Consider the following 26978-nt stretch of genomic DNA (forward strand, 5'->3'; position numbering starts at 1 on the left):
TACTTAGATAATCAGCGCATTTTAGAAATGAAATACGCCTAAACCATTTTTGATTTCGTCTAAAGTATCTTGAGTGATGATACGGCATTTTTCCGTACCAGTTTTTAAGATATCCATGATGTAATCTGGATCTTTTGCTAGTTCCATACGACGTTCACGGATTGGTGTAATCAACTCTTTTAATACACCTTCAAGACGTTTTTTCACAGTACCATCGCCTAAACCACCACGACGATAATGTGCTTTAAGTTCTTCAACTTCTTCTTTATTTGGATCAAAAGCATCTAAATAAGTAAAGACAATATTTCCTTCAACCTGACCTGGATCTTCAATACGCAGATGGTTTGGATCGGTATACATTGCATTGACTGCTTTTTTGATGTCTTTATCTGTTGCATCTAACACGATGGTATTGCCCAATGATTTCGACATTTTGGCTTTACCATCAAAGCCAGGTAAACGGCTCATATTGGATAAAAGCGCTTTACACTCAGGTAAAACTTCTTGTCCAATTTGACGGTTTAAACGACGAACAATTTCATTGGTCTGTTCGATCATTGGAATTTGGTCTTCACCAACTGGCACGACAGTGGCTTTAAATGCAGTAATATCGGCAGCTTGTGCAACAGGGTAGCAAAGAAAACCTGCTGGAATATCACGCTCAAAACCACGTAATTGAATTTCAGCTTTGATGGTTGGGTTACGTTCTAAACGAGAAACCGTCACAAAGTTTAAATACAACATGGTGAGTTCATTCAACGCGGGTAAGCAAGATTGAACACAGATTGTGGTTTTTGTTGGGTCAATGCCGACTGCTAAATAGTCTGTTGCTACTTCAAGAATATTACGACGAACTTTTTCAAAGTTATCCGCATTATCTGTTAAAGCCTGAGCATCTGCGAGAAGGAGGTGTTGATGATGAGAATCTTGTAAGCCTACTCGTGAGCGCAAAGAACCTACAAAATGTCCCAAATGTAGTTGTCCAGTAGGACGGTCGCCTGTCAAAATCACAGGACGATTATCTTGATTCGTCATTATCGCTTCCAAAGTCTTTGTATAGACAGTCGTGTTTTATGAATGGGCACTATTGTACGAGATAATTTATTTTAATGTCAGCGAAAAATGGTGTAGAACCAATTTTTATCAATAAATGTGAAAATCTACAAAATTTTATATAGAAAAATGAATTTTCACTTTAAAATGACAGGATAACTAAAATTTTGGATAAAAAATGGCAAGTAGTCTATTAATATTATTAGATGATATCGCAGCAGTGCTCGATGATGTTGCCGTCATGAGTAAAATGGCGGCTAAAAAAACTGCGGGTGTTTTAGGTGATGATTTAGCACTGAACGCACAACAAGTGAGTGGTGTAAGAGCAGAGCGTGAGCTTCCTGTGGTATGGGGTGTCGCGAAGGGCTCATTTATCAATAAATTAATTTTAGTGCCTTTGGCTTTGCTGATCAGTGTGGTTGCACCATGGTTGATTAACCCATTGCTGATGATTGGTGGTCTGTTTCTTTGCTATGAAGGTGTTGAAAAAGTTCTACATAGTTTGCAGCATAAAAAAGCCAAAACCGGTGAAGCTGCACAAGAGGAACTTGAACAAATCGAAACTGATTTAGCCACATTTGAAAAAGATAAAATTAAAGGCGCGATACGCACAGACTTTATTCTCTCTGCTGAAATTGTGGTGATTTCTTTAGGGACTGTTGCGGCTGCAACATTTGGTACCAAAGTGATGGTGCTATCTGTCATCGCAATTTTAATGACCGTCGGTGTCTATGGCTTTGTCGCTATGATTGTAAAGATTGATGATTTAGGTTTGTACTTAACCCAACAAACATCAAATATTAAACAAAGCATTGGCCGTGGTTTACTGGTATTTGCACCAAAGTTAATGAAAACATTAACGATTGTTGGAACCATTGCAATGTTCCTTGTCGGTGGGGGGATCATCACCCATGCTGTTTCAACTTTGCATCATTGGTCAGAAGAAGCCGTTGATCATATTCAACATATTCCAACCGTTGGTAGTGTTATTGGTGCATTAACACCAACGTTAATCAATTTACTGATTGGTATCGTCGCAGGCTTAGCCGTGGTATTGGTTGTTGGACTTATTCAAAAAGTTCGTGGTAAATCAACAACAGCCTAAATGCAAAGCACATCCTAAACGATAGCCAATTTAAAATAAAAAGGACCGATCTATGCGTTGGAAAGGACGTAGAGAAAGTGATAATGTCGAAGATCGCCGTGGCGGTGGTGGCGTAAAAGCGGGTGGAATTAGTATCCTGGGCTTAATCGTCGCTTTTGTTGCATGGAAATTTTTTGGTGTTGATCCACAGCAAGCCTATCAGGCGACCAAACAGATGACTTCGGCTGGGGCAAGCCAAAATTCTGCTCCCACCAATTTAACTCCTGAACAGCAGGAAACGGCATCTTTTGTTAAAACTGTTTTGGCAGATACCGAAGATACTTGGAAACCGATTTTCCAACAACAAGGTGTACAGTATGTTTCACCTAAGCTGGTGATGTTTAGTGGTGCGATACGATCAGGCTGTGGTACGGCTGAGTCTGCAATGGGGCCATTTTATTGCCCAGCAGATCAAAAAGTGTATATCGATACCCAGTTCTTCAAAGATATGCGCCAACAGATGGGCATCTCTGGGGAAAAAAATCAATCTGAGCTTTCAGCTAAAGATGAAGCGGGTGATTTTGCACAAGCTTATGTGATTGCGCATGAAGTTGGGCATCATGTACAAAATTTATTGGGAATATCATCTCAGGTTCAGCAAGCACGTCAGCGTGCCAGTGAAGCTCAGGGCAATCAACTTTCAGTACGTTTAGAATTACAAGCGGATTGTTTGGCTGGGGTTTGGGCCAATCGTACTCAACAACGCACCCAGTTCTTAGAACAGGGTGATATTGAAGAGGCGATGGATGCCGCTGAAAAAATTGGTGATGACTACTTGCAGAAAAAAGCACGTGGTTATGCGGTACCAGACAGCTTTACGCATGGCACCAGTCAGCAACGTATGCAATGGTTTAACATTGGTATGAACTCTGGTGATATCAATGCGTGTGATACCTTTAAATAGACAGCTATAGATTGTTGGGTTAAAGAAGAGAACATCATGTTCTCTTTTTTTCTCAATCAATTTTTTTTTAAGCGCTTTTTATGTTAAAAAATATAACCAGTAATCATCATATTTCAGTTTTTTTTGTACAATTATCTAGATTGTTAAATGGTCTCTTATTTTATATTTTATAAAAAAATGATTGAGTGTTTGATGTGCATTTAAATTAAAAATCTAAAACAGGTTTCGGATGGGTAACTATTTCTTTCTTCAGGTCTTTACAGTCATTTTTGCGCTTTCTATCGCGACTACAATTTTTAATAAGCGAATATTAGGTTTCCCTCAAGCCATTGGTGTTCCCATTGTTTCAGCAATTTTTGTCTTTATTTTGCAATGGGGTGCCAGCTTACTCAATGGCAATCAATTTATCTCGATTAATATTCATAATATTGAAGAAGCTGTACGGCATGTCGATTTTTATGATTTTTTAGTCAATGGTGTCATTTGCTTCATTCTGACTTCTTCAGCACTTAAATTTAAGGTTTCAGATTTAAAAGTTTATTGGAAGCCGATCAGTATCTTGGCAACGATTGCTTTACTGCTCTGTGCTGTATTTTTTTCAGGATTGGTGTTTGGTTTTCAATTCTTGATTGGCAATCCTGTTCCAATTTTAGTTTTATTGTTACTGGGTTCTGCCTTAGGTGCGACTGATCCGATTGGGATCAAAGGTGTCCTCAGTTCAGTACGTGCGCCCCATCATCTGATTGTTAAGTTGGAAGGCGAGTCTTTATTTAACGATGCAATGTGTATCGCAGTCTTCATGACTTTATTGAATGTCCTCGAAGGAGAGCATTTTAGTTTAATGGCAACGCTACAAACTTTCTTATATGAGATTGTGGTTGCGGTCATCATTGGTTGGGCTTTTGGTCTGGGAATCTTGCGTTTATTACGTGGTAAACACGAGATGGAGTCTTTGATTCTTACCACTGCATTATTGGCATGTGGCTCTTATCTGGTTGCATTATTTGCCCATGCATCCGCTCCGATTGCCTGTGTGATTGGCGGTTTAATTGTCGGTAATAAATGGAAAGAAATTTTACAGGATCGTGAAATTCGTGAGGTTAATCATTTTTGGCATACGGTAGAAGGGATTATTAACTCTTTCCTCTTCACCTTGATTGGTCTAGAAATCTTTATTTTAGATTTAAGCACAAGTTTGATTCTTGGTGGTATTTTTGCTTTCTTTGCCTTGCATCTCTCTCGTTTTGCCGCAAATTTCTTAGCTTTTGCATTTTTCCCATCGTTCCGTAAAAAGAGCTATAACGGTAGTCTGGCTATTCTTTCTTGGGGAGGGGTTCGTGGGGGAATTTCACTTGCATTGATCCTTGCTGTGGCAAACGTCCCTGAGTTACGTGACTACAGTAGTATTCTAATTGGTTATACCTTTATCAGCGTATTACTTTCAGGTGTCGTCTGTGGTTTGGGTTTACCTGCAGTCATGAATGCCTTTTATTACAATCCAAATGAAGAAACCCAAGGTTTCAAAGGTTGGTATCAGCGCATGTGCAATAAAATGAACCGTAAAGGCATCAAATATATTGTGGGTGAAGATAACGAAGGGCATGAAACCATCACCATTTATAACCCAGAAGCGTTGGTTGACAAGAAAGCTGCAGATGGTGTGGCCTCCGTACATCATCCTGAAAAAGCGCAAGAAATGAAGCGATTGGAAAATCCTGGTAACTTCTAAATGCAGCGTATTAAGTCAGATGAATAGTTAAGGTGTAAAATTGAGAGGCTAAAACTTCAATATTCTTAGACGTCTATCGCAATAAAAAAGCCAGTAACAATACTGGCTTTTTTATTGGAGCTGTTATTTTGCGTTTTTGCCTAAGAAATCGAGGTAAGGTTTAATCAAAAGTTGCTCTTGTTCTAAAATCGGTAAATGCCCGACTCCTTTTAGAATGATTGGCTCTTGTGCATTTTTCAATAAGCCTTTGAGTTCAGCCGCAGCTTCAACATTGATAATTTGGTCTTTATCACCCCATGCAATCAATACGGGCTGGTCAATAGAACGTGCTGCAATGGCAAAAGAATCTGGGGTAAATAATTTAGACATGACAATCAGTTGCTCAACCAATTTGGTGGTGTTTGCCGATTGGCTAATCATCAATTTCTCTTGAGCATCTTTTAATTCTTTAGGAATAAAAGGCGGTAGACTGGTGGCAATTTTCATTAAACGATCAAAATCGCCAGGTTTGCTGACAATCATATTACGTAAAGTTGTCGGATCTTTTAAATAAGGAGTATTGGCAGATTTAAATACACCTGCACTATCAATTAAAAATAAAGATTTGGTATCAACAGGGTATTGTGCTGCGTAAAGTAAGGAAATCGAACCCCCCATCGAGTGACCAGCGACATTTAAGCCATTGTCTACTTTAATGGCTTCAGCAAAACGACGTAATTTTTCAGTGAGATTGGGCAATGAATAATCAAAATCGTTAGGGACTTTACTGTCACCTTGACCAGGAAGATCAGGAATAATCACATGGTAATAAGGCGTTAAGTAACGTGCTACACGATTCCAGTTGTCACGACTTCCAGCTAGGCCATGAACAAGCATAATGGTTGGTTTGCCAGCTGGTCCGCCTTCACTATAAGCCCAATCAATATCACCGACTTTTACACGTTTGGTTTCCATACCCGCCCATGCACGTTCTTGTTGAAGCACACTTTGAATGTCAATCGCTGGAGCAGCATAGCTTGTGGTCGATAAGCCTACTGTTACCACAGAACCCATTGCCAATGCCGTCGATAAAATCAGTTTGTTGAAGATTCCTTTCATCTTTGAATACTCTTGTTGTTGTATTTGAGGTACGATTTAAGATTAGATTATGTACAGTCAAATTACATTTGCCTAAAATGTTTAAAGCCTATTTTCAAAGTCAATTTAACCTCGTTTGCCAAGATGCTTATGAATATTATTTTTTATTATTTGATTGATCTAAAAAATGTCAAATCATGAACTCGCTCAGATGATTTTAAATGTCATCATACAAATTCCCCAAGGTAAAGTTGCCAGTTATGGTCAAGTTGCCAAATATGCAGGCTTACCCAAACATGCACGGTTGGTTGGGCGTGTATTAGGACAGTTACCTGAAGATCATGATATCCCTTGGTATCGAGTGGTTAATTCACAAGGGCGAATCAGCTTAAAAAAGCTGGATGAGAAGGGAATGTGTATTCAGACTGCAAAGTTATTGGCTGAGGATGTTGTGGTTATTGATGGCAAAATAAATCTAAAAAAATATCAATGGACACCCTAATTCCTCACTATAAAGATAGTGAGGAATGTTTAAAACAAAAGGTGAAAGTTATTTAATTACTAAAACAGGGATTTGTAATTCAGTTAATAAGCTTTGCGCTACGCTGCCCATAATAATTTTTTTCAGTCCGGTACGACCATGTGAACTGAGAATGACCAAATCAATTTTTAAATCCTGCACAGCTTGATTTAAAGTATGTGCAATATTTTCGCCTTCGAGTAAACGTGTTTCAACTTGCACGCCTTCTGCGGCAAATTGATCTTTTGCCACATTGATATTGGATTGAATAAATTCACGAGCACGCTCAATCAGCATATTGCTTTGACCATGCGCCAAATATTCTGATGCAATATAAGGGTCTAAAGTCATCACCTGTACAACCGTGATTTTACTGTTAAATGCTTTGGCAAATTCAACTGCATGTTTCACAACAGATAATGAGGTTTCTGAACCATCAACAGGAACGAGGATATTTTGATAAGCCATGTCTATTTTCCTTATTTTACCGAAAAGCTGAGTTGAATATTTATTACAATTCTAAGTCTATAGAGTCATCATAACGTGAATATGAGATGAATAAAACCGAGTAAATGTGTAGGGATAATTCATATAAATATCATAAATTTAATTAAAAGCATTGGCATCAAGTTACATCGTTTTGTTGCTTGTAAATGCAGCTGAATAAAAAGATAAATCAATCAATAAAATAAAGATCGAGATGCAATCAAGCATGATCAAAATAAAGCTTTAAATTGTTTAAACAAAAGCCATACACAATTGAGAAAATATAGAGGCTGAATGAAACAATTGGCAAATTGTAAATCCAGTTCTTCCTTTAAAATGTTTTAAATATAAATACTGAAAATAATAGGACATTACAATTTAAACCATGGATTAAAAGGAAAAGACAATGGAATATCAAACAATTATAGTCGAAGAAAAAAATGCAGTTGGATATTTGAGCTTAAATCGGCCTGAACAATTCAATAGCTTTACACCGCAAATGTGCCTTGAAATTGTAGAGGTCTTAACACAATGGAAAGATGATACCGAAATCCGCATTATTGTGATTGCTGCGATTGGAAAAGCATTTTGTGCAGGTCAGGCGATAAGCCCAGATTTATTTGGTGGTGGTGCTATAGACTTGGGTTTGGTCTTGGAAAAATACTTTAATCCCTTATTAGCGCTCATCAATACACTACCAAAAGTGATTATCTGTGCTGTAAATGGCGTTGCAGCTGGTGCGGGAGCGAGCCTGGTCTTGTTATGTGATATCGTGATTGCGGCAAAGTCTGCAAGCTTTTCACAAATTTTTAGCAAAATTGGCTTAATTCCAGACTGTGGTGCAACTTGGTTATTGCCGCGTATGATCGGCTTTGCCAAAGCCAAAGCGTTGATGCTGACTGCCGAAAAAATCAGTGCAGATGAAGCGGAACGATTGGGAATGATTTATAAAGTGGTAGAAGATGATCAGTTACAGATAGAGGTTGTTACTTTAGCCGAGTATTTGGCAACCCAAGCCAGCCTGAGTTTTGCCTTGATTAAACAAGCGATGCGGGTCAGCATGCAAAATGATTTTATTAGCCAAGTTAAAGTTGAGCAGGATTTGCAAAGACAGGCAGGGCAGTCAGCAGATTTTTTAGAAGGTGTTCGCGCTTTTTTAATGAAAGATAAGCCAAATTTTAAAGGACGATAAATAACGATTTAAGTTGGGAAGCTTTTCAACCTGAAACATCAAAGCTAGTAGAAAAGTCTCATAATAATGTAATGCTATTTGCGCGAGAATAGTATGCTCGAGGTTATTAGAATAGGAAATAAAAATTACACATAACATAATTTGATTATGTATTGCATAAATTAGAGCTTTCTTGTAGGATAAATTTAGAGTTAAGCGTCAGTGTAAATGCAGCTTAAGGTTAGCGCTTTACATGGACTAAATTATGGAAAGGAAGAGTTCAAATCAGGATATTTTGTTGATTGACCTAAATACCTGTGATCTTTTCTCGGCATTAAAAAACGGATGAATTTATTCAAATAAGGGAAACTAGATGGATATTTTAGATAACCCATTAGAACTATGTGGCTTTGCATTTATTGAGTTTGTTTCGACGGAAAATGGATTAGATCAAATCTTTGAAGCAATTGGTTTTGCTAAAGTCGCAAAGCATAAATCAAAAAAAGTTTATTTATGGCGTCAGGGTAATATTAATATTATCTTGAATTATCAACCTGAATCTTATGCATCATTCTTCTTTAAAGAACATGGCCCATCAGCATGTGCAATGGGGTTTAGAACGCGTGATGCAGCCAAAGCTTTTAAAAATGCAATTGAACTTGGCGCAGAGCCAATGTATTCGCAAGCAGGACCAATGGAATTAAATATCCCAGCGATTAAAGGCATAGGCGGTATGCCAATTTTCTTGGTTGATCGTGATATTTATGAAAATGATTTTGTATTCTTTGATGACGAAAATCGAAATCCACGTGGAGCTGGTTTAAATGAAATTGATCATTTAACCCATAATGTCTATAAAGGACGCATGGATTATTGGGCAAATTTCTATGAAAAAATCTTTAACTTCCAAGAAATTCGCTATTTCGATATCAAAGGTGAATATACGGGTTTAACTTCTAAGGCGCTGACTGCACCTGATGGGATGATTCGTATTCCTTTGAATGAAGACTCAGACAAAGGCAATGGACAAATCGCCGAGTTTTTGGCTGACTTTAACGGAGAAGGCATTCAACATATTGCTTTTATTACCGATGACTTAATTTCAACATGGGATAAGTTAAAAGGTTTAGGGCTGAAATTTATGACGGCACCTCCTGAAACTTATTATGAAATGTTAAAAGATCGTCTCCCTGATCATGGTGAGCCGACAGAAGAGCTGCAAAAGCGCGGTATTCTGTTAGATGGCAATACCAAAGACGGTCAGAAGAAACTGTTATTACAGATTTTCTCTGAAAATATGCTTGGACCTGTATTCTTTGAATTTATTCAACGTAAAGACGACGATGGTTTTGGTGAGGGCAACTTTAAGGCATTGTTTGAATCAATCGAACGTGACCAAATCCGCCGTGGCGTATTAGAAGCCAAATAACAAAATCGTACTCAATACAAAAAGCCAAGAATTTAATTCTTGGCTTTTTGCGATCTTTCACTAAAAAATTAACGTGTTTGTATGTATTGATTCATCGCAGCAACTTCACGTTTAAATAGTTCAAGTTTTTCACTACCCGCGTTGACAGGTAAAAACATTTCACTGTCTAATGCAACAATACAAAATTCCATTGCAAGATGCGCATTGAAAATAGGTAAACCCACAGCATTGATACCAACAAGTAAGTCACCTTGGGCAATTGCCATACCTTGTTGTAAAGTATTTTCTTTTAAAACAAGAAATTCGTCCCAATTGGTGGGTTTGACTTGACTATGGTTCAGCGTTGCTTTTTCCCATTCAGAGTGCATCAATGGTTTGATTAGCGCTTCGGGTAAATAGGAGGCAAAAACCCGCCCAGCAGCTGAATTTACTAAAGGCATGATCGAACCGACTTTGGTCACAATTGAAATCGGATGATTTGATTCAATCGACTGTACAACTAATGGGCCTTTAGGTGACCATTTGCTGATTTGAATCCCGCAACCAATTTTACTTTGTAATTCATAAATAAGGTGCTGAACAAGCTGTAAAACATCGGTGTGTTGGATACAGTTTAAACCTAAACGCCAAGCTTGATCACCAAGCGCATACTGACCACCCTCAAGTTGTTTTGCATAATTCATCCGAATCAAACTGACAAGATAACGATGTACCTTGGCTGGATGCATATCAAGTTTACTCGACAACTCTTTTAAAATAATCGGCTTATTATGTTCCAAAAGGGCATTGAGAACGGCTAAGCCCACCTCAAGTGATTGAACCCCACCAGACAACTTTTCTTCAATCATTGAATAACCCTTAATCTGTATACGATCTAGCAGTGTTGATGTGCTGTCGATATTTGATTTACATATTTAACACATAGTGCCTGAGCATTGTACAAAATAGAACTTATCTTTTTAAATGAAATCTCAAAAGAGCCTCAGTGAATGTTATCAGCATACAATTGTTTTTGAAGTGCTGCATATGATTTATTAAACAACAGGACATCATCAAAAGATCTAGACCATTAAAGTTAAGCCGATAAAAATCGGTATTGGAGTCACAACGCTTCAATACCGATTAGATCCACAATTGTCTCACAGCAATATTTTAAATGCTGATTGCTGTTATTGCTTAAGATTCAGCAAAACTAGCATTGTGTGCTGTTAATGCTGCTTAATATCGTGTTCAACTAGATCTAGGATGCCAAATCACGAATCATTCGATTAATAAACTTAGTAAGTACTAAGTTGGCTTTGGCACCCAGACATACTCAACTGAGCATGGTTATGCTCCCAACTCGTCTTCATGCAAAAAGTGAGTATGCTGAGGCGCACGTTTGGTACGGCTCCACTCATCTAGCATTTCTAATTTCATTTCTTCGGTAATTCGTGCGATTTTTGCATCTGCATGCACATCGTTATAGGTCAGTTCTAAACGATGACCATTGGGGTCAAAGAAATAAATCGAGTGGAAAATGCCGTGGTTGGTGACACCAAGAACTTTAACACCATGTGTTTCAAGATGTTCTTTTGCAATCAATAACGTATCGAGGTCTTCGACTTCAAATGCGATATGTTGAACCCATTGAGGGGTATTTTCATCACGCCCCATATCGGGTTGAGTAGGCAGTTCAAAAAATGCCAATACATTGCCTTGTCCAGCATCTAAGAATAAATGCATATACGGATCAAAGGCTTTGGTCGAAGGCACATGGTCTTCAGCAAAGGCCAAAATAAAATCCATATTGAGCATTTTTTTATACCATTCCACGGTTTCTTTGGCATCTTTACAACGATAAGCCACATGGTGAATTTTTTTAATCGCAAAGCTCATGATAAAACTCCTTTATCTTTATTCCCAATCTGGTTGTTGTTCTGGGGCTGCATTGAAGAAGGCAGGAAGGGTTAAACAGTGTTGATTAATCGACTCAATCTTTGCAAAAGCGCTTAAATCAATTTTAAAGCGTTTGGCGTTATAGACTTGAGGAATCAAACAACAGTCTGCAAATGTCGGTTGTGTACCAAAACAGAATTGCCCATTTGAATCTTGTAGTTGGGCTTCTAAGCTGTTAAAGCCCTCTACAATCCAGTGCTGGTACCAGTGTTTTTTTTGCTCGTCACTGAGACTGAGATCATTTTGTAAATACTTTAAGACTCTTAAATTATTTAACGGATGAATATCGCAGGCGATCGCTTGTGCAAAAGCACGTACTTTACTGCGCGTGACGATATTGTCAGGCAACAATGAAATTGCTGGATAACGTTCTTCCAGATATTCCAAAATACTGAGTGACTGTAAAAAGCTTTGATCTTCATCCACTAAAGTTGGAACACACTGACTTGGATTAAGTGCTTGGTAACGCTCTAGCAGTTGCTCATTCTTGACCAAATGCACGGGCTGTATTTCATAACTCAGTTGTTTGAGGTTCAGTGCAATTCGAACCCGATAAGCTGCAGAGCTACGAAAATAACTATACAGTTTCATAGCTCAAGTCTTCTGTTTGATGAAAGTTAAACTGGCGAGCTGGCAAAATGCTATTGGCAACCTCACCAAAGCCCACTCGGATCCCTGCTTTTTCACAATAGCCTTTCATCACAACACGGTCACCATCTTGTAAAAAACCACGTTTTTCGCCATTCGAGAGGGTTAGCGGTTTGGTGGTATTCCATGTCAGTTCAAGCAAACTACCATAAGCATCTTCTGTAGGACCTGAAATTGTGCCTGAACCCATCAAGTCACCGACTTGGACATTGCAACCGGCAATCGTGTGGTGGGTGAGTTGCTGTGCCATTGACCAATACATATATTTAAAGTTGGTCTGGCAAATCACATCAGCTTGTGCTGATTGAGGGCTTTGAACTTCAATACTGAGGTGAATATCATAGCTGTTGGCAATACTTTCTTCTAAATAGCAAAGTGGTTTAGGCTGTTGTTCTGGACCTTTGACTTTAAATGGTTCCAGTGCTTGCATGGTTACTACCCAAGGTGAAATTGCACTTGCAAAAGTCTTGGCGTTAAACGGGCCTAATGGTACGTATTCCCATTGTTGAATATCACGTGCCGACCAGTCATTGAGCAAAACCATACCAAAAATATGCTCCCAAGCATCTGCAATCGCGATAGGCTCACCCAATTCAGTCGCTTTACCAACGATAAAGGCGGTTTCTAATTCAAAATCGAGTTTACGTGTTGCAGAGAAAACAGGGCGTTCTTGATCTGGTAATTTGATTTGGCCAGAAGGGCGAACAATATCTTTGCCACTGACAATCACAGAGCTGGCACGACCATTATATCCCACAGGAAGTTCGCTCCAGTTTGGAAGCAACGCATTCTTAGGATCTCTAAACATGGTTCCGACATTGGTGGCATGTTCTTTGGACGAGTAGAAATCTGTATAGCCAGAGACTTGAATAGGTAAGTGCAAAGTGACTGTATTTTGCTTAAACAATGCGTTTTGGCGTAAAACCACATCATCACGAAGTGTTGGGTTTTCAGCAGAGAGTAGACTTTGTAATGTCGTACGAACCTTTTGCCAGTTGTGTTTACCCGTTTCTATAAATTTATTCAGTGTCGCTTGATTAAAACAATCTTGATGTCCATTGATCGTTAATAGTCCATGTGCCTCTAAGTGGGCAAGGTCTATGACCCAATTTCCAATGGCAACACCTACTCGTTTGGTGCCTTGGGGTGTTTCACTAAAAATACCGTAGGGCAAATTATGTATTGTGAAATCTGATTGTGAGTCGATTTCAAGAAAACAAGTTAAATGTGAGCTCATGATTTGCTTTCCTTGTCTTTAATTTTGTTAGGGGTGATCAAAATCTTTAATATATTTTCTTAAGTATTTGAAAAAACAAATAAATATAAAGTTATTTAGATGCCTTGTTCAAATGACTCAAGCAAGCTGTCAGTGTCTTATCATTTCTATCATACTGAAAATATTTAATTACGCAATACATAATTTGATTACATAATTCATAATAATTGTTATTTGTTGAATTTTCTGCTTATATGCGCGGTTATGAGAAAAGTAAATCAATTATTTTTCGATTAGATATAGGCATTTTTGATTAACTTATGATATACGTAATTTTGAATACAAAAATTACGAGACAAGGATGAGAATAATCATATGTCAAAACATGAGCAAGGAAACCTGAAACATGGTTTAAGCAATCGGCACATCCAGCTTATCGCGCTAGGTGGTGCTATTGGTACAGGATTGTTTCTGGGTATTTCGCAATCGATTAAGCTTGCAGGTCCTTCAGTCATACTCGGTTATGCGATTGCTGGATTTATTGCGTTTTTAATGATGCGACAGTTAGGTGAAATGGTGGTTCAAGAACCGGTCAGTGGTTCATTTAGTCACTTTGCCTACAAATACTGGGGCTCATTTGCAGGTTTTATGTCTGGCTGGAATTATTGGGTACTCAATGTTTTGGTATGTATGGCAGAGCTGAGCGCAATTGGTCTTTATATTCAATATTGGTGGCCTGAAATTCCGACTTGGATTTCAGCATTGGTGTTTTTTGTTTTAATCAACGGTATAAACTTATTGCATGTTAAATTTTTTGGCGAAATGGAGTTTTGGTTCTCTATCGTCAAAATTTTGGCAATCTTAGCCATGATCGGCTTTGGTTCCTACTTACTTGCAACAGGTACAGCAGGGCCACAGGCAAGCATTAGTAACCTTTGGGCATTGGGCGGGTTTTTCCCATTTGGTGTGGAAGGTTTAGTCATGGCAATGGCTGTGATTATTTTTGCCTTTGGTGGGATTGAGTTATTTGGTATTACCGCAGCAGAAGCGCGTGATCCTGATAAAACTCTGCCTAAAGCAGTCAATCAAATTATTTACCGTATTTTGATTTTCTATATTGCAACACTGTTTATCTTATTTGCACTTTTTCCATGGAACCAAATGGCAGAAGGCGGTAGTCCATTTGTAATGGTATTTGCTTCACTGGATAGTCATGGTGTTGCGACCTTACTGAATTTTGTCATCCTTACTGCAGCTGTTTCGGTGTATAACGGGACCAGTTATTGTAGTAGTCGCATGTTACTTGGTTTGGCGCAACAGGGTAATGCACCGAAGTTCCTTAAGCATATTAATAAGCGTGGTATTCCAACTAATGCGGTTTATGTTTCAGCTTTTGTTACGGTTTTATGTGTACTACTCAATTATGCATTTCCAGAAAAAGCATTTGGTTTATTGATGATGTTGGTGGTTGCTGCAATTGTGATTAACTGGGTGGTTATTTCATGGACGCATTTAAAGTTCCGTAAAGCCATGCAAACACAAGGGCAGACCACCAAGTTTCCAAGTATTGCTTATCCATTCAGTAATTATCTTTGCATTATATTTATGTTGGGTATTCTGGTGGTAATGTCATTCACCGAGAATATGCGTATTGCAGTGATGATGATTCCAGCATGGATTCTTTGTTTGATGCTTGCTTATTATCTGAAACAACGAAAGTTAAAAAATGCACAGCAAAATGTTGTGTTAAATTCTGATGTGTAGCAAAAGATTTTAATCTTTGCAAAAGGGCTAAATTGATATTTAGCCCTTTTTGCTTTTTGTGTGATTATTAACCTATACCGAGGGTATTATTCTGCTGCTTTTAAAAAATCAATCAATTGATTGATATCATCGCTTTGTAATTGTTCTCGAATTTTTAAAATCTGCTTTTCATCTAAATCATACAATTTAACTGACTGTAATTTTTCAATCTGATCCTGAGAAAACCGATATTTAATGAGTTTTGCCGGTACACCACCGACAATTGCATACGCTGGCACGTCTTGAGTAACGACTGCACCTGTAGCAACGATGGCACCTTCACCTAGCGTTACCCCTTGCATAATCATGGCACGACTGCCAATCCAACAACCATCTCCAATCACCGTATCCCCAGCGGGTAAAAAGCTACGGGTATCAAAAGGAAATGTAGAAATCCAGTCAGGGCGATGTAATTGATTGCCACCCATCATGATCACACATTCCGCCCCAAAACAAACAAAGTTACCAATATATAACTGGTCAATTGGTTTCTCTACAGTTGATGGCTTATCATGCAAATAACGCACCACGCAACGTTCAAACCCCTGATCCCAATATGCCGAATAATAAGAATAATTTCCTTTAATATGAATATTGGGATTTTTCACAGTCTTAGAAATAAACTCAAATTCGCACCAGTGTTTTACGGGGGAGTGAATAGCGTCAGTCATGGGAGTACAAAAGCTTAAGTGCAAAGGCTAGAGCGCGCATTGTAACCTTAGATTGAACTTAGATCTTGATCAGCAATTAAAAAATATTCAGTGTATTGGGTTTAAACATCAATTCTTCAGCTATTCCTTGGCTGGTATTCAAGTATTAACCTATTTTTAAATGGATCAAATGCGTGGCATGGGTATGACGAATATGATCAGCACGATGGTTAAAGTAACGATAGGTAATGTCTTTACCTGATAAATCTTCAACCACCTGATAACCCATCATTTCAACTGCATGATGCAATGCTTGCGAAGCAAACGCACCAATCAAAGGCTCTTTTAAGAAACGGGTAAACTGTGACACTGCGAAGCTACCCAAACGCTCAATACCTTGTAAGGCTTTATAATCAATCGAATAATCCATCACGACTTGGCTATTTTTGCCAGTAAAGGATGCAATGTTGTGTAAGGTTGCTAGGGTTGCTTGTGGGGTTAAATAATGGGTTGTGCCTAGCCATGAAAAAAATGCAGCTTGGGTATTTTGAAATCCACTACGTGCCAAAGCATCAGACAGTTTTTCTTTTTCAAAATCAATCCCTACAAATTCCACATTGCTTGGGAGCTCACCTGTATTACTGAGCTTTTTTAATTTTTCTAATTTGGTTCTTTGTGTATCAGGATGATCAATTTCAAATATTTTGAGTTGAGGGTATTGCTGGGCCAAGCGTAATACAAAAGAGTCTAGACCAGCGCCAACCAATACATACTGTTGAATATGATCATGTTCAATTGCATGCTTTAAAAGATCTTCCGTATAACGAGAACGCCCCACCACTTGTCCAGTCAATTTACCAAAAGTTTGATTCAACAAATTGGAATTTAACACTTTACGTAGAAGGGCGTTATTTAAAAGTAAGCGCCATTGTGAATTGGTCATTTCAAATGCATAAGGGTCAGAGAATACTGGATCGTTAGCATTTAAATGGTGATTGGCTCTAATTGCTGCTGCCGCTTCAGCAGTTTTACTTGCTCGTCCTGCTTTCATGCTCGTCCTCAATGAATTTTAATTTTTCCTCAATGTAATGCATAGAAAATATTTAACAATGGCAATTTACTTTGAACAGTTGGTGATAATTGCTAGTTTTCTTGGTGTCTATATGGCTGAGGCATCTTATTTAGCTTGGCGCAAGATCTGAGCGATGTATGGATGATGCTTGATGTTGATTAAATGGATATGCGATCAGTGTTATTTTCTAGGTGAATGCAGGGTTATTCTGATCTGACTGTCTTTAAATTTTTTTATCTATAGTCACCCTTCACTTGTATTAATAATGAGGTGGTTTGACTATATATCTTGAGTTTTTGAAAAAAATATTTGAGTCTGTTTGTCTTAGTCAATCATTGATGACTGAATATATAAGTGATTCGTTTTTTGTTATTCATTTTATATATTTAGCCCAATAAAAAGGGCTGAATCATCAGCCCTAGTATGTGTTAAATATATTCAACACTCACCACTTCATATTCCACTTCACCCTGTGGTGTGGTGATTTTGGCTTCGTCGCCTTCATTCTTACCAAGAAGACCACGCGCAATAGGTGAGTTCACTGAGATCTTATTGATCTTAAAGTCAGCTTCATCATCACCTACAATTTTATAGGTTTTCTTTTCTTCAGTATCCAAATTCTCAATGGTTACTGTCACACCAAAAACCACACGACCTGTTTGTTCAAGTCCTTTAACATCAATTACTTGGCAAGCACCAAGTTTACCTTCGATGTCTTGAATACGACCTTCACAAAAACCTTGTTGCTCGCGCGCTGCATGGTATTCTGCGTTTTCTTTTAAATCCCCATGTTCACGTGCTTCTGCAATTGCAGCAATAATACGTGGACGATCAACAGATTTTAGCTGTTGCAATTCTTTCTCTAAGGCGACCTTGCCTTCAGGAGTCATAGGATAACGTTGCATTGTTGTCCCTCAGTTCAGTATTTTAAAAATACAGGTTTATAAAATGAAAAAAGCCCGCCACCGATAAGATGGCGGGACTTATCGGAAACGAATTAACCTAGTGTTTGCAAATCTTGCAAGCGATATACATCCATTGGCAATTTAATTGCTAAAGCTTGGCATACAGCATCAGCACCATTCAAGGTTGTTGTGTAATACACTTTACCTTGAAGCGCAGAGCGACGGATTGAGAATGAATCCTGCTGAGCTTGTTTACCTTCTGTAGTATTGATAATGAGGTGAATCTCGCCATTTTTCAAGCGGTCGACAATATTTGGGCGACCTTCTGTTACTTTATTCACACGTTCACATTCAATACCAGCTTCTTTAATGACATCATAAGTACCGCCAGTTGCGATAATTTTGAAGCCTAAATCAACCAATTGTTTCGCAATACCCGCGGCACGAGGTTTATCTGAATGACGTACTGAAATAAATACGTGCTTCACTTCACCTTCAGTTGGTTTACCCGGTAAGCGATCATTAGAGCCTAACACAGCTTTATAGAAAGCTTCACCAAAAGTTGTACCAACACCCATCACTTCACCAGTAGATTTCATTTCTGGTCCAAGGATCGGGTCTACACCTGGGAATTTGTTGAACGGGAATACTGCTTCTTTCACAGCAAAATGCGTTGGGATAATTTCTTTTGTGAATCCTTGAGATTCTAAAGATTGACCCGCCATACAACGTGCTGCAACTTTTGCTAATGATTCGCCGATACATTTAGAAACGAACGGTACTGTACGAGACGCACGTGGATTCACTTCAAGAATATAAACGTCATTACCTTTAACAGCAAACTGTACGTTCATCAAGCCAATCACACCAAGCTCTTTCGCCATAGCAACGGTTTGACGACGCATTTCATCCTGAATCTCTTGAGAAAGAGAGTAAGGTGGAATCGAACATGCTGAGTCACCAGAGTGAATACCTGCTTGTTCAATATGCTGCATAATACCGCCGATCACCACATCTTTGCCGTCAGACACACAGTCAACATCGACTTCTGTTGCATCATCAAGGAAATGGTCAAGCAGTACAGGTGCTTCGTTAGACGCTTGTACAGCATCACGCAAGTAACGTTTAAGTTCGTCGTCGTTGTATACGATTTCCATCGCACGACCACCAAGGACATAAGATGGACGTACAACCAACGGATAACCCACTTTAGATGCTTCAGCCATACCTTCTTCAGCAGATTTAACAATGCTGTTGCTTGGTTGACGAAGATTCAAACGTTGAATCATCTGTTGGAAACGTTCACGATCTTCTGCACGGTCAATCGCATCTGGAGACGTACCGATAATTGGTGCACCTGCTTCTTCTAAAGCACGAGCCAATTTCAAAGGTGTTTGACCGCCGTACTGTACGATAATACCTTTTGGTTTTTCTGTACGTACGATTTCTAAAACATCTTCTAAAGTGATCGGCTCGAAGTACAAACGATCAGATGTGTCATAGTCAGTTGAAACCGTTTCAGGGTTACAGTTGACCATAATGGTTTCATAACCATCTTCACGCATTGCAAGGGCAGCGTGAACGCAGCAATAATCGAACTCAATCCCTTGACCAATACGGTTAGGACCACCACCGATTACCATGATCTTGTCACGGTTAGATGGATTCGCTTCACATTCGTCATCATAAGTTGAGTACATGTAAGCAGTATCTGACTCGAACTCAGCTGCACAGGTATCTACACGTTTGTAAACAGGGTATACACCCAAGTTCCAACGGTGCTTACGGAATTGCTTTTGCGAAATGCCCATCAAGTCTGCAATACGTAAATCAGATAAACCTTTACGTTTAAATGCACGGATATTGTCAGCGTTCAAATCACCAAAACCTAAAGTTTTGATTTGCTCTTCAGACTGAATGATGTCTTGGATTTGAATCAAGAACCAACGATCGATATTGGTTGCAGCAAATACTTCATCTAATGTGAAGCCATGACGGAATGCGTCAGCAACATACCAAATACGCTCAGGACCTGGCACTTTAAGCTCTACCAAGATTTTATCTTTCGCGCCTTCAGTACCCACCGCAATTTTCTCATCGAAACCACAAGCACCGACTTCAAGACCACGAAGTGCCTTTTGTACAGATTCTTGGAAGTTACGACCAATTGCCATGACTTCACCCACAGATTTCATCTGTGTAGTGAGTGTTGCATCAGCTTGTGGGAATTTCTCGAAGTTAAAACGAGGAATCTTGGTTACAACATAGTCGATTGCAGGTTCAAATGACGCAGGCGTTGTACCGCCAGTGATGTCATTTTTCAATTCATCAAGGGTATAACCCACTGCAAGTTTTGCTGCAATTTTGGCAATAGGGAAACCTGTTGCTTTAGACGCAAGCGCAGAAGAACGAGATACACGAGGGTTCATCTCGATCACAACCATACGGCCATCTTTCGGGTTGATACCGAACTGAACGTTTGATCCGCCTGTCTCTACACCAATTTCACGTAGCACTGCTAAAGAAGCATTACGCAGTAATTGGAACTCTTTATCTGTCAGAGTTTGTGCAGGTGCAACAGTAATGGAGTCACCTGTATGCACACCCATTGGATCGAAGTTTTCAATGGTACATACAATGATACAGTTGTCGTTTTTATCACGAACAACTTCCATTTCATATTCTTTCCAGCCAATTAATGATTCATCAATCAATAATTGTTTGGTTGGAGAAAGATCAAAACCGCGTTCACAGATTTCAATGAATTCTTCTTTGTTATAGGCGATACCACCACCTGAACCACCCATCGTAAATGATGGGCGGATAATCACAGGGAAGCCGAAACGGGCTTGAATTTCAAGCGCATGTTCCATGCTTTCTGCAACATCAGCACGTGGGCATTCCAAACCAATTTTGCGCATTGCGATATCGAAAAGTTTGCGATCTTCCGCTTTTTCGATGGCTTCTTTGGTCGCACCAATCAATTCAACATTGTATTTTTCTAAAATACCGTTGGCATCAAGTGCCAATGCACAGTTTAATGCCGTTTGACCACCCATTGTTGGAAGAACCGCATCTGGGCGTTCTTTCTCAATGATTTGTGCAACAGTTTGCCACGTAATCGGTTCGATATACGTTGCATCTGCCATAGTCGGGTCAGTCATAATGGTGGCTGGGTTAGAGTTCACCAAAATAACACGGTAGCCTTCTTCACGAAGGGCTTTACATGCTTGCGCACCTGAGTAATCGAACTCACATGCTTGCCCGATGACAATCGGACCCGCACCAATAATTAAGATGCTTTTAATGTCTGTACGTTTAGCCATGATCGCTTCCTTAATTACTTCTTAGATGCTTCAATAAGTTCGATGAAATGATCGAACAATGGGGCACAGTCATGTGGACCAGGGCTTGCTTCAGGGTGACCTTGGAAGCTAAACGCAGGTTTATCTGTACGATGAATACCTTGTAAGGTTTGATCGAACAAAGATTTATGCGTAGCTTTGAGGTTTGCAGGTAAAGTTTCTGCATCTACTGCGAAGCCATGGTTTTGAGAAGTAATCATCACTGTACCATTTTCAAGGTTCTGTACAGGATGGTTTGCACCGTGGTGACCATGTGGCATTTTCACAGTTCTAGCGCCAGAAGCTAAAGCTAGAATTTGATGACCCAAACAAATACCGAAAACAGGTAGGTTTGTGGTTTCAACAATGGTTTTTACTGCTGCAATTGCATAATCACATGCTGCTGGATCGCCAGGTCCATTTGACAAAAATACGCCATCTGGGTTTAACGCCAATACTTTTTCAGCAGGTGTTTGTGCAGGAACAACAGTTAATTTACATCCGCGGTCTGCAAGCATACGTAAGATGTTGGTTTTGACACCGTAATCGTATGCAACAACATGAAATTTTGCTTCTGGTTGAGAAAAGCCTTGGCCCAATGTCCATGAGCCTTCGGTCCATTCAAAACCTTCTGGGTCACAACATTCTTTCGCAAGGTCTAAACCATCTAGACCACCAAAGGCACGTGCTTTTGCAATAGCTTCTTCTTCAGTAATATTATCGCCGGCAAGAATGCATCCGTTTTGTGCGCCTTTGTCACGTAAAATACGTGTCAATTTACGAGTATCGATATCTGCAATGGCAACGACATTATGTTGTTGTAAATATTCGCCAAGAGACTGAGTAGCTCGGAAATTGCTGTGTAATAACGGTAGGTCACGAATGATTAAACCATTCGCCCAAACTTTATGAATTCGACCTGATTCAGCGTCTTCTTCATTACAACCAGTATTACCGATATGAGGATAAGTTAAAGTTACAAGTTGCTGTGCATAACTAGGGTCGGTCAAAATTTCTTGATAACCAGTCATGGCAGTGTTAAAAACGACTTCACCAGTCGTACTTCCCGTAGCGCCGATCGATGTACCTTTAAAAACAGTACCGTCAGCAAGGGCTAAAATGGCGGGGGTGCTCAAACCATAGCTCCTGAACTAAAACCACAAAAATAGGGCTGTAAAAAAGCGAGTAGACGAAAAAAAAGGAAGGCTTACTAAATCCTACCCTCCTCTTGTCTGCTCGCTTGTAACTTAACAGCGCATTATACGCATGAGCCTCTCGAAAGTCTATTTTATTTCGAGGGATAATCTAAGATAAATACCTTGCTATTTAGCATTAATTCTGCTTTTAAAGTGAATTGTTTGAAATTGTAAGTATTTAAATATTGTCAGACAAATCAAAATCTAAAATTTATCCTTTCAATGTATCTTATTGACTCACATTCCAGGGGGAATCAATATGACTATATCTAAAGAAACTGTTACAAATAAAGTAACAAAAGAGACTGCGGCTTTGAAAGAAGTTGTAACTGAAACTACAGAAAGTTTAGAGAAGTTAGGTAAAGAAGCACAGCAAAAAGTTGCTGAAGCGGTTACCGAAACTAAAACTAAACTTGAAGCAGAATCAGAGCAATTAACTGAGCAAGTTCAAGATCAAGTACAAAACTTTAAACAAGATTTGGTGCAACGTCTTGATGTGATCAAATCACAATTTTCAACTTCACAAAAAGATTTGGTTGAATTGGCTGATTTCTTAAAATCTGAATTAAGCATTTTAGTGAAAGAGTTAACTGAAGTTGGTAAAGAAATTCGTGAAGATGTTTCACAAATTTCGAGCAAACATAAAGTACAGTTAACTGAAACTTTAAAGCGTTCAAAAGATCATACTTTAGAAGTTTGGAATAAAGTAACAACAAAACAATAAGATATGTAAAGCTTATGTTTTGAGGAAAGCCATTTTTAAGAAAAATGGCAATAAAAAAGTGAGGCTAGTTGCCTCACTTTTTTATTTTCAATCACAGTTTACATAAGCGTATTTTAAAATGTATGTAACCAATCACGTTTATTGTGAAAGTCGGCCTGTTGGCCACTGTGTTGCATGGCAAAGAAATGTTGACCTTGCGTGGTATTTAAAACAGCGCTTAAACCTAAAAATAAGTCTGACCATTTTAATTTATTGGCAAGCATGAACTCGCTAAGATCTATGCTGACATTTAATCCATAATGCGTACGCTTTAACTGATTTAATTCAATGTCATAAGCAGCGACTGGCGGCATATTTTCAGGATAACGATATTCTTCAAATTGGTAAGCTTGCCAAGCTTGAGAAGGGGATAGATTAATTTCACGATAATAATCTTCACCTTGCACACCAATAAAAATCTCAAAACAGGTATTTTCCCAAAGGAAATCCTGACGTGGATTTGCTGTAACCAGTTCAGGATAAATTATGAATTGATTGGGATCTCTTAACCAATAACCGACATTGAGTGTATATGGGCTAATTTGTTCAATCGCACCAACTAGGGAGATACTTTGAAAACGACGATCAAATGCATTCAGTTCGAAACTTGCCATGAAAATAAATCTTAATTTGAAAGATGAGCGTGGCGAACTAAATTAGACAATTTTGGATTTTGTTTCGCAGCTTTTTTATAAAGCAATGCAATTTTACCAATTGTTTGAACAACTTCCGCACCAGTGACATTGGCAATTTCAGTAATCGTTGCAGCACGTGCTTCGCGGTCTTCACCTGTAACCTTGACTTTAATTAACTCGTGATCATTTAAAGCACGGTTTAATTCTTCAACGACACTTTCAGTCAAGCCTTTATCGCCAAGCATTACAACAGGGTTTAACGCATGTCCGATTTGACGTAAACGTTTACGTTCTTGGATAGATAGAGCCGCCATAAAAGATAACCTAATTTTAGAAACGACTTAGTATAACAAAAGCCATATCACTACGCTGTAAATTCTGTAGAAATAATCGATGAAGCTTATTCAAAAAAACATATCAATATCTGTCGATTTAAATCAATATGAATACTGCAATGAGAATTTTTTTCACGTACAATCAGAAGTTAGTTATCGGTTTAGATCAAGAGAGTTATGGCTACACGCATTACCAACCAGAAGTTATCCAAAAGTAGTCGTGCGTGGATGAGAGAGCATTTAGATGACCCTTTTGTGAAAAAAGCACAAAAAGAAGGTTACCGCGCTCGTGCTGCATATAAACTTCTTGAAATTCAAGAAAAACACAAAATGATTAAACCAGGGATGACCGTGGTTGACTTGGGTGCTGCGCCAGGAAGTTGGTCGCAAATCGCAGGTAAACTGGTTGGTGATAAAGGTTTAGTGATTGCTTCAGATATTTTAGAAATGGATGCTTTACCTGATGTTACTTTCTTACAAGGTGACTTTAGAGAAGAAGAAGTTTTCGAAAAATTGTTAAATATTTTAAATGGACGCACTGTAGACGTTGTAATTTCAGATATGGCCCCCAATACATCAGGTAATAGGGCTGTAGATCAACCTCGCCAGATTTACTTGTGTGAACTTGCGTTAGATTTTGCCAACAAGGTTCTTGGACCAAAAGGGCAGTTTTTAGTTAAAGTTTTCCAAGGAACTGGTTTTGATGAGTTCCGAAAGCAAGTCGTGGATAGTTTTGATGTGTTAAAAACAGCAAAACCAGCTGCTTCACGTGCACGTTCAAAAGAAGTTTTTTTAATTGGACAGGGCCGTAAAAAAGTTTCGCAATAGCTGGTGTTTTTGAGGTATGTTCATTCTTCGTAATGAATTGCCAACAAATGCTTGCCAAGTTGTTAAAAATTGTGCATTTTGTACCTTTTTAACCTTTATTGCGAAATTCATTACTCGCTTTTTGTTACGATCAAGCAAGATTGAGCCTGATCAAAATAGTTATATATGGGAATAAAGCTTTGAGCGATTACTTCAAAAATGCCGTATTGTGGCTGGTCATACTGGGTGTGCTGATCTTAATCTTCAGCAATCTCAGTGACCGCAGTAAGCCTTCTGCGATGAATTATTCAGAATTCGTCACAGCGGTGAATGCTGGTCAAATTAGTAAAGTCACAATTGATGGTGAAAGAATAAGCGGCGAAAAAAAGAACGGTTCGAACTTTGAAAGTATTCGCCCAGCAGTTCAAGATCCTGAATTGATGCCTACACTCATCAAAAATAACGTTGTTGTTGAAGGTACTGCACCTCAACGTCAAGGTTTATTGATGCAACTTCTCATCGCAAGCTTTCCTGTGCTTTTAATTATTTTATTGTTCATGTTCTTTATGCGTAACATGGGTGGTGGTGCAGGCGGTAAAAATGGTCCAATGAGTTTTGGTAAATCTAAAGCAAAAATGCTTTCAGAAGACCAAATCAAAGTGACCTTTACCGATGTTGCTGGTTGTGATGAAGCAAAACAAGAAGTTGTGGAAATCGTTGATTTCTTGAAAGACCCTGCAAAATTCAAACGCTTAGGGGCAACAATTCCTAAAGGCGTATTGATGGTTGGTCCTCCAGGTACAGGTAAAACTTTACTTGCGAAAGCGATTGCTGGTGAAGCCAAAGTTCCATTCTTTAGTATTTCAGGTTCTGACTTCGTTGAAATGTTCGTTGGTGTTGGTGCATCTCGTGTGCGTGACATGTTCGAACAGGCGAAACGCCATGCACCATGTATCATCTTTATTGATGAGATTGATGCAGTCGGTCGTCATCGTGGTTCAGGTACAGGTGGTGGTCATGATGAACGTGAACAAACACTCAACCAAATGCTTGTTGAAATGGATGGTTTCGAAGGTAATGAAGGGATTATCGTCATTGCTGCAACAAACCGTGCGGATGTACTGGATAAAGCATTACTTCGTCCGGGGCGTTTCGACCGACAAGTGATGGTGGGTCTGCCAGATATTAAAGGTCGTGAACAGATCTTGGCCGTGCATTTGAAGAAACTTCCTTCGGTAACAGGTGTTGATCTTAAAGTATTGGCACGTGGTACACCTGGTTTCTCTGGTGCGCAATTGGCGAATCTTGTAAATGAAGCTGCATTGTTTGCTGCTCGTCGTAACAAGAACACCGTCGATATGCATGACTTTGAAGATGCAAAAGATAAGATCTACATGGGCCCTGAACGTAAGTCGATGGTGATCCGTGAAGAAGAACGTCGCGCGACTGCTTATCATGAAGCAGGTCATGCCATTGTTGCAGAAATTCTTCCAGGGACTGACCCTGTGCATAAAGTAACAATTATGCCACGTGGTTGGGCTTTGGGTGTAACTTGGCAGTTGCCAGAACATGATCAAACTAGCCATTACAAGTCTAAGATGTTGAATGAACTTTCAATCTTATTCGGTGGTCGTATTGCTGAAGAAGTTTTCATTGATCAAATGTCAACGGGTGCGTCTAACGACTTTGAGCGTGCAACCAAAATGGCACGTGCGATGGTGACCAAGTATGGTATGTCAGACAAAATGGGCGTGATGGTCTATGAAGATGAAAACCAGAATGGTTTCTTCGGAAATGTCGGTAGCCGTACGATTTCTGAAGCAACACAACAACAGGTTGACCAAGAAGTACGTCGTATCTTGGATGAACAGTATCGTGTTGCGCGTGATATCCTTGAAAATAACAAAGATATTGCACATGCAATGGTAAAAGCCTTGATGGAATGGGAAACGATTGATCGTGATCAAATCCGTGACATCATGGAAGGTCGTGATCCTCAGCCACCTAAGGTTTATGTGGCTGAAAATCCAGTGCTTGATGTAACACCTACAGATGGTCCATCAACACCACCACCATTACCAGCAACCTGATCAGTCAGTGAATAAACAAGAGCCTCAATCGAGGCTCTTTTTTTATACGAAAAAATTCACAGA

The 26978-nt window shown here is 39.1% G+C and carries 24 protein-coding genes; 10 read left to right on the forward strand and 14 right to left on the reverse strand.

What is annotated here, in order from left to right; genetic code table 11:
* Positions 1–21: 21 nt before the first annotated feature.
* A complete protein-coding gene (gene trpS / locus ASC84_RS20655) occupies positions 22–1035 on the reverse strand; it encodes a tryptophan--tRNA ligase (protein ID WP_004717376.1) in 1014 nt (337 codons plus the stop codon).
* 196 nt (positions 1036–1231) lie between these two features.
* Here trpS and ASC84_RS20660 point away from each other — a divergent pair, with 196 nt between their 5' ends.
* The 3 genes from ASC84_RS20660 to ASC84_RS20670 all read left to right on the forward strand — a co-directional run bounded on the left by ASC84_RS20660 (position 1232) and on the right by ASC84_RS20670 (position 4830).
* A complete protein-coding gene (locus ASC84_RS20660; protein ID WP_056518086.1) occupies positions 1232–2158 on the forward strand; it encodes a DUF808 domain-containing protein in 927 nt (308 codons plus the stop codon).
* A gap of 52 nt (positions 2159–2210) precedes the next feature.
* Positions 2211–3101, forward strand: coding sequence for a neutral zinc metallopeptidase (locus tag ASC84_RS20665; RefSeq protein ID WP_056518088.1), 891 nt, complete (start codon positions 2211–2213; stop codon positions 3099–3101).
* 229 nt (positions 3102–3330) lie between these two features.
* Entirely contained in the window at positions 3331–4830 is a 1500-nt protein-coding gene (locus ASC84_RS20670; protein WP_056518090.1) for a sodium:proton antiporter, read from the forward strand.
* Between the two features lie 123 nt (positions 4831–4953).
* Here ASC84_RS20670 and ASC84_RS20675 read toward each other — a convergent pair whose 3' ends face one another.
* Positions 4954–5928, reverse strand: a complete 975-nt coding sequence (locus ASC84_RS20675) for an alpha/beta fold hydrolase (protein WP_056518092.1) — start codon at positions 5926–5928, stop codon at positions 4954–4956.
* 166 nt (positions 5929–6094) lie between these two features.
* On the opposite strand from ASC84_RS20675, the gene ASC84_RS20680 reads away from it, so the two are divergent.
* Positions 6095–6409, forward strand: a complete 315-nt coding sequence (locus tag ASC84_RS20680) for an MGMT family protein (RefSeq protein ID WP_004717366.1) — start codon at positions 6095–6097, stop codon at positions 6407–6409.
* 48 nt (positions 6410–6457) lie between these two features.
* Here ASC84_RS20680 and ASC84_RS20685 read toward each other — a convergent pair whose 3' ends face one another.
* On the reverse strand, positions 6458–6895 hold the full coding sequence (locus ASC84_RS20685) for a universal stress protein (RefSeq protein ID WP_004717364.1): 438 nt from the start codon (positions 6893–6895) through the stop codon (positions 6458–6460).
* A gap of 424 nt (positions 6896–7319) precedes the next feature.
* Here ASC84_RS20685 and ASC84_RS20690 point away from each other — a divergent pair, with 424 nt between their 5' ends.
* Both ASC84_RS20690 and hppD read left to right on the forward strand, forming a co-directional pair.
* Positions 7320–8105, forward strand: a complete 786-nt coding sequence (locus tag ASC84_RS20690; RefSeq protein WP_056518095.1) for an enoyl-CoA hydratase-related protein — start codon at positions 7320–7322, stop codon at positions 8103–8105.
* Positions 8106–8457: 352 nt separating this feature from the next.
* On the forward strand, positions 8458–9513 hold the full coding sequence (hppD, locus tag ASC84_RS20695) for a 4-hydroxyphenylpyruvate dioxygenase (protein WP_004717360.1): 1056 nt from the start codon (positions 8458–8460) through the stop codon (positions 9511–9513).
* A 68-nt stretch (positions 9514–9581) separates the two neighbouring features.
* Here hppD and ASC84_RS20700 read toward each other — a convergent pair whose 3' ends face one another.
* From ASC84_RS20700 to fahA, 4 genes are all read right to left on the reverse strand, one after another.
* Positions 9582–10361, reverse strand: a complete 780-nt coding sequence (locus ASC84_RS20700) for an IclR family transcriptional regulator (RefSeq protein WP_056518097.1) — start codon at positions 10359–10361, stop codon at positions 9582–9584.
* Between the two features lie 481 nt (positions 10362–10842).
* On the reverse strand, positions 10843–11391 hold the full coding sequence (locus ASC84_RS20705) for a VOC family protein (RefSeq protein WP_004717353.1): 549 nt from the start codon (positions 11389–11391) through the stop codon (positions 10843–10845).
* Positions 11392–11409: 18 nt separating this feature from the next.
* The gene (gene maiA, locus ASC84_RS20710; protein WP_056518099.1) at positions 11410–12042 is read right to left on the reverse strand and encodes a maleylacetoacetate isomerase; all 633 of its coding nucleotides are present in this window, start codon (positions 12040–12042) and stop codon (positions 11410–11412) included.
* Positions 12029–13336: a fumarylacetoacetase gene (gene fahA, locus ASC84_RS20715; protein WP_056518101.1), complete on the reverse strand. Its 1308-nt coding sequence runs from the start codon at positions 13334–13336 to the stop codon at positions 12029–12031. The genes maiA and fahA overlap by 14 nt, the downstream gene beginning before the upstream one ends.
* Before the next feature lie 354 nt (positions 13337–13690).
* Between fahA and ASC84_RS20720 the strand changes: the two genes are divergently transcribed.
* Positions 13691–15079 carry an amino acid permease gene (locus ASC84_RS20720; RefSeq protein WP_004823234.1) on the forward strand — a complete coding sequence of 463 codons (1389 nt, stop codon included), beginning with the start codon at positions 13691–13693 and terminating at the stop codon, positions 15077–15079.
* 86 nt (positions 15080–15165) lie between these two features.
* Here the strand turns inward: ASC84_RS20720 and ASC84_RS20725 are convergent, their stop codons facing one another.
* The 5 genes from ASC84_RS20725 to carA form a co-directional block, all read right to left on the reverse strand.
* Positions 15166–15789, reverse strand: coding sequence for a CatB-related O-acetyltransferase (locus ASC84_RS20725; protein WP_056518103.1), 624 nt, complete (start codon positions 15787–15789; stop codon positions 15166–15168).
* A 145-nt stretch (positions 15790–15934) separates the two neighbouring features.
* Complete coding sequence (locus ASC84_RS20730; protein WP_056518105.1) at positions 15935–16819, reverse strand: class I SAM-dependent methyltransferase; 885 nt, start codon at positions 16817–16819, stop codon at positions 15935–15937.
* A 449-nt stretch (positions 16820–17268) separates the two neighbouring features.
* On the reverse strand, positions 17269–17745 hold the full coding sequence (greA, locus tag ASC84_RS20735; protein ID WP_004717337.1) for a transcription elongation factor GreA: 477 nt from the start codon (positions 17743–17745) through the stop codon (positions 17269–17271).
* A 92-nt stretch (positions 17746–17837) separates the two neighbouring features.
* Positions 17838–21071 (reverse strand): carbamoyl-phosphate synthase large subunit, encoded by a 3234-nt coding sequence (carB, locus tag ASC84_RS20740; RefSeq protein WP_004717334.1) that lies wholly within the window; start codon positions 21069–21071, stop codon positions 17838–17840.
* 14 nt (positions 21072–21085) lie between these two features.
* Entirely contained in the window at positions 21086–22225 is a 1140-nt protein-coding gene (carA, locus tag ASC84_RS20745) for a glutamine-hydrolyzing carbamoyl-phosphate synthase small subunit (RefSeq protein WP_004823230.1), read from the reverse strand.
* 319 nt (positions 22226–22544) lie between these two features.
* On the opposite strand from carA, the gene ASC84_RS20750 reads away from it, so the two are divergent.
* A complete protein-coding gene (locus tag ASC84_RS20750) occupies positions 22545–23009 on the forward strand; it encodes a hypothetical protein (RefSeq protein ID WP_004717330.1) in 465 nt (154 codons plus the stop codon).
* Between the two features lie 113 nt (positions 23010–23122).
* Here the strand turns inward: ASC84_RS20750 and ASC84_RS20755 are convergent, their stop codons facing one another.
* Complete coding sequence (locus tag ASC84_RS20755) at positions 23123–23662, reverse strand: DOMON-like domain-containing protein (protein WP_004717328.1); 540 nt, start codon at positions 23660–23662, stop codon at positions 23123–23125.
* An 11-nt stretch (positions 23663–23673) separates the two neighbouring features.
* Positions 23674–23997: a ribosome assembly RNA-binding protein YhbY gene (yhbY, locus tag ASC84_RS20760; protein ID WP_004717326.1), complete on the reverse strand. Its 324-nt coding sequence runs from the start codon at positions 23995–23997 to the stop codon at positions 23674–23676.
* 198 nt (positions 23998–24195) lie between these two features.
* Between yhbY and rlmE the strand changes: the two genes are divergently transcribed.
* A complete protein-coding gene (rlmE, locus tag ASC84_RS20765) occupies positions 24196–24846 on the forward strand; it encodes a 23S rRNA (uridine(2552)-2'-O)-methyltransferase RlmE (RefSeq protein WP_004717323.1) in 651 nt (216 codons plus the stop codon).
* A 179-nt stretch (positions 24847–25025) separates the two neighbouring features.
* Complete coding sequence (gene ftsH, locus ASC84_RS20770) at positions 25026–26915, forward strand: ATP-dependent zinc metalloprotease FtsH (RefSeq protein WP_004823226.1); 1890 nt, start codon at positions 25026–25028, stop codon at positions 26913–26915.
* The last annotated feature ends 63 nt before the right edge of the window (positions 26916–26978 follow it).

The sequence above is a fragment of the Acinetobacter sp. Root1280 genome, from assembly GCF_001425285.1.
GTDB classification, from domain to species: domain Bacteria; phylum Pseudomonadota; class Gammaproteobacteria; order Pseudomonadales; family Moraxellaceae; genus Acinetobacter; species Acinetobacter guillouiae.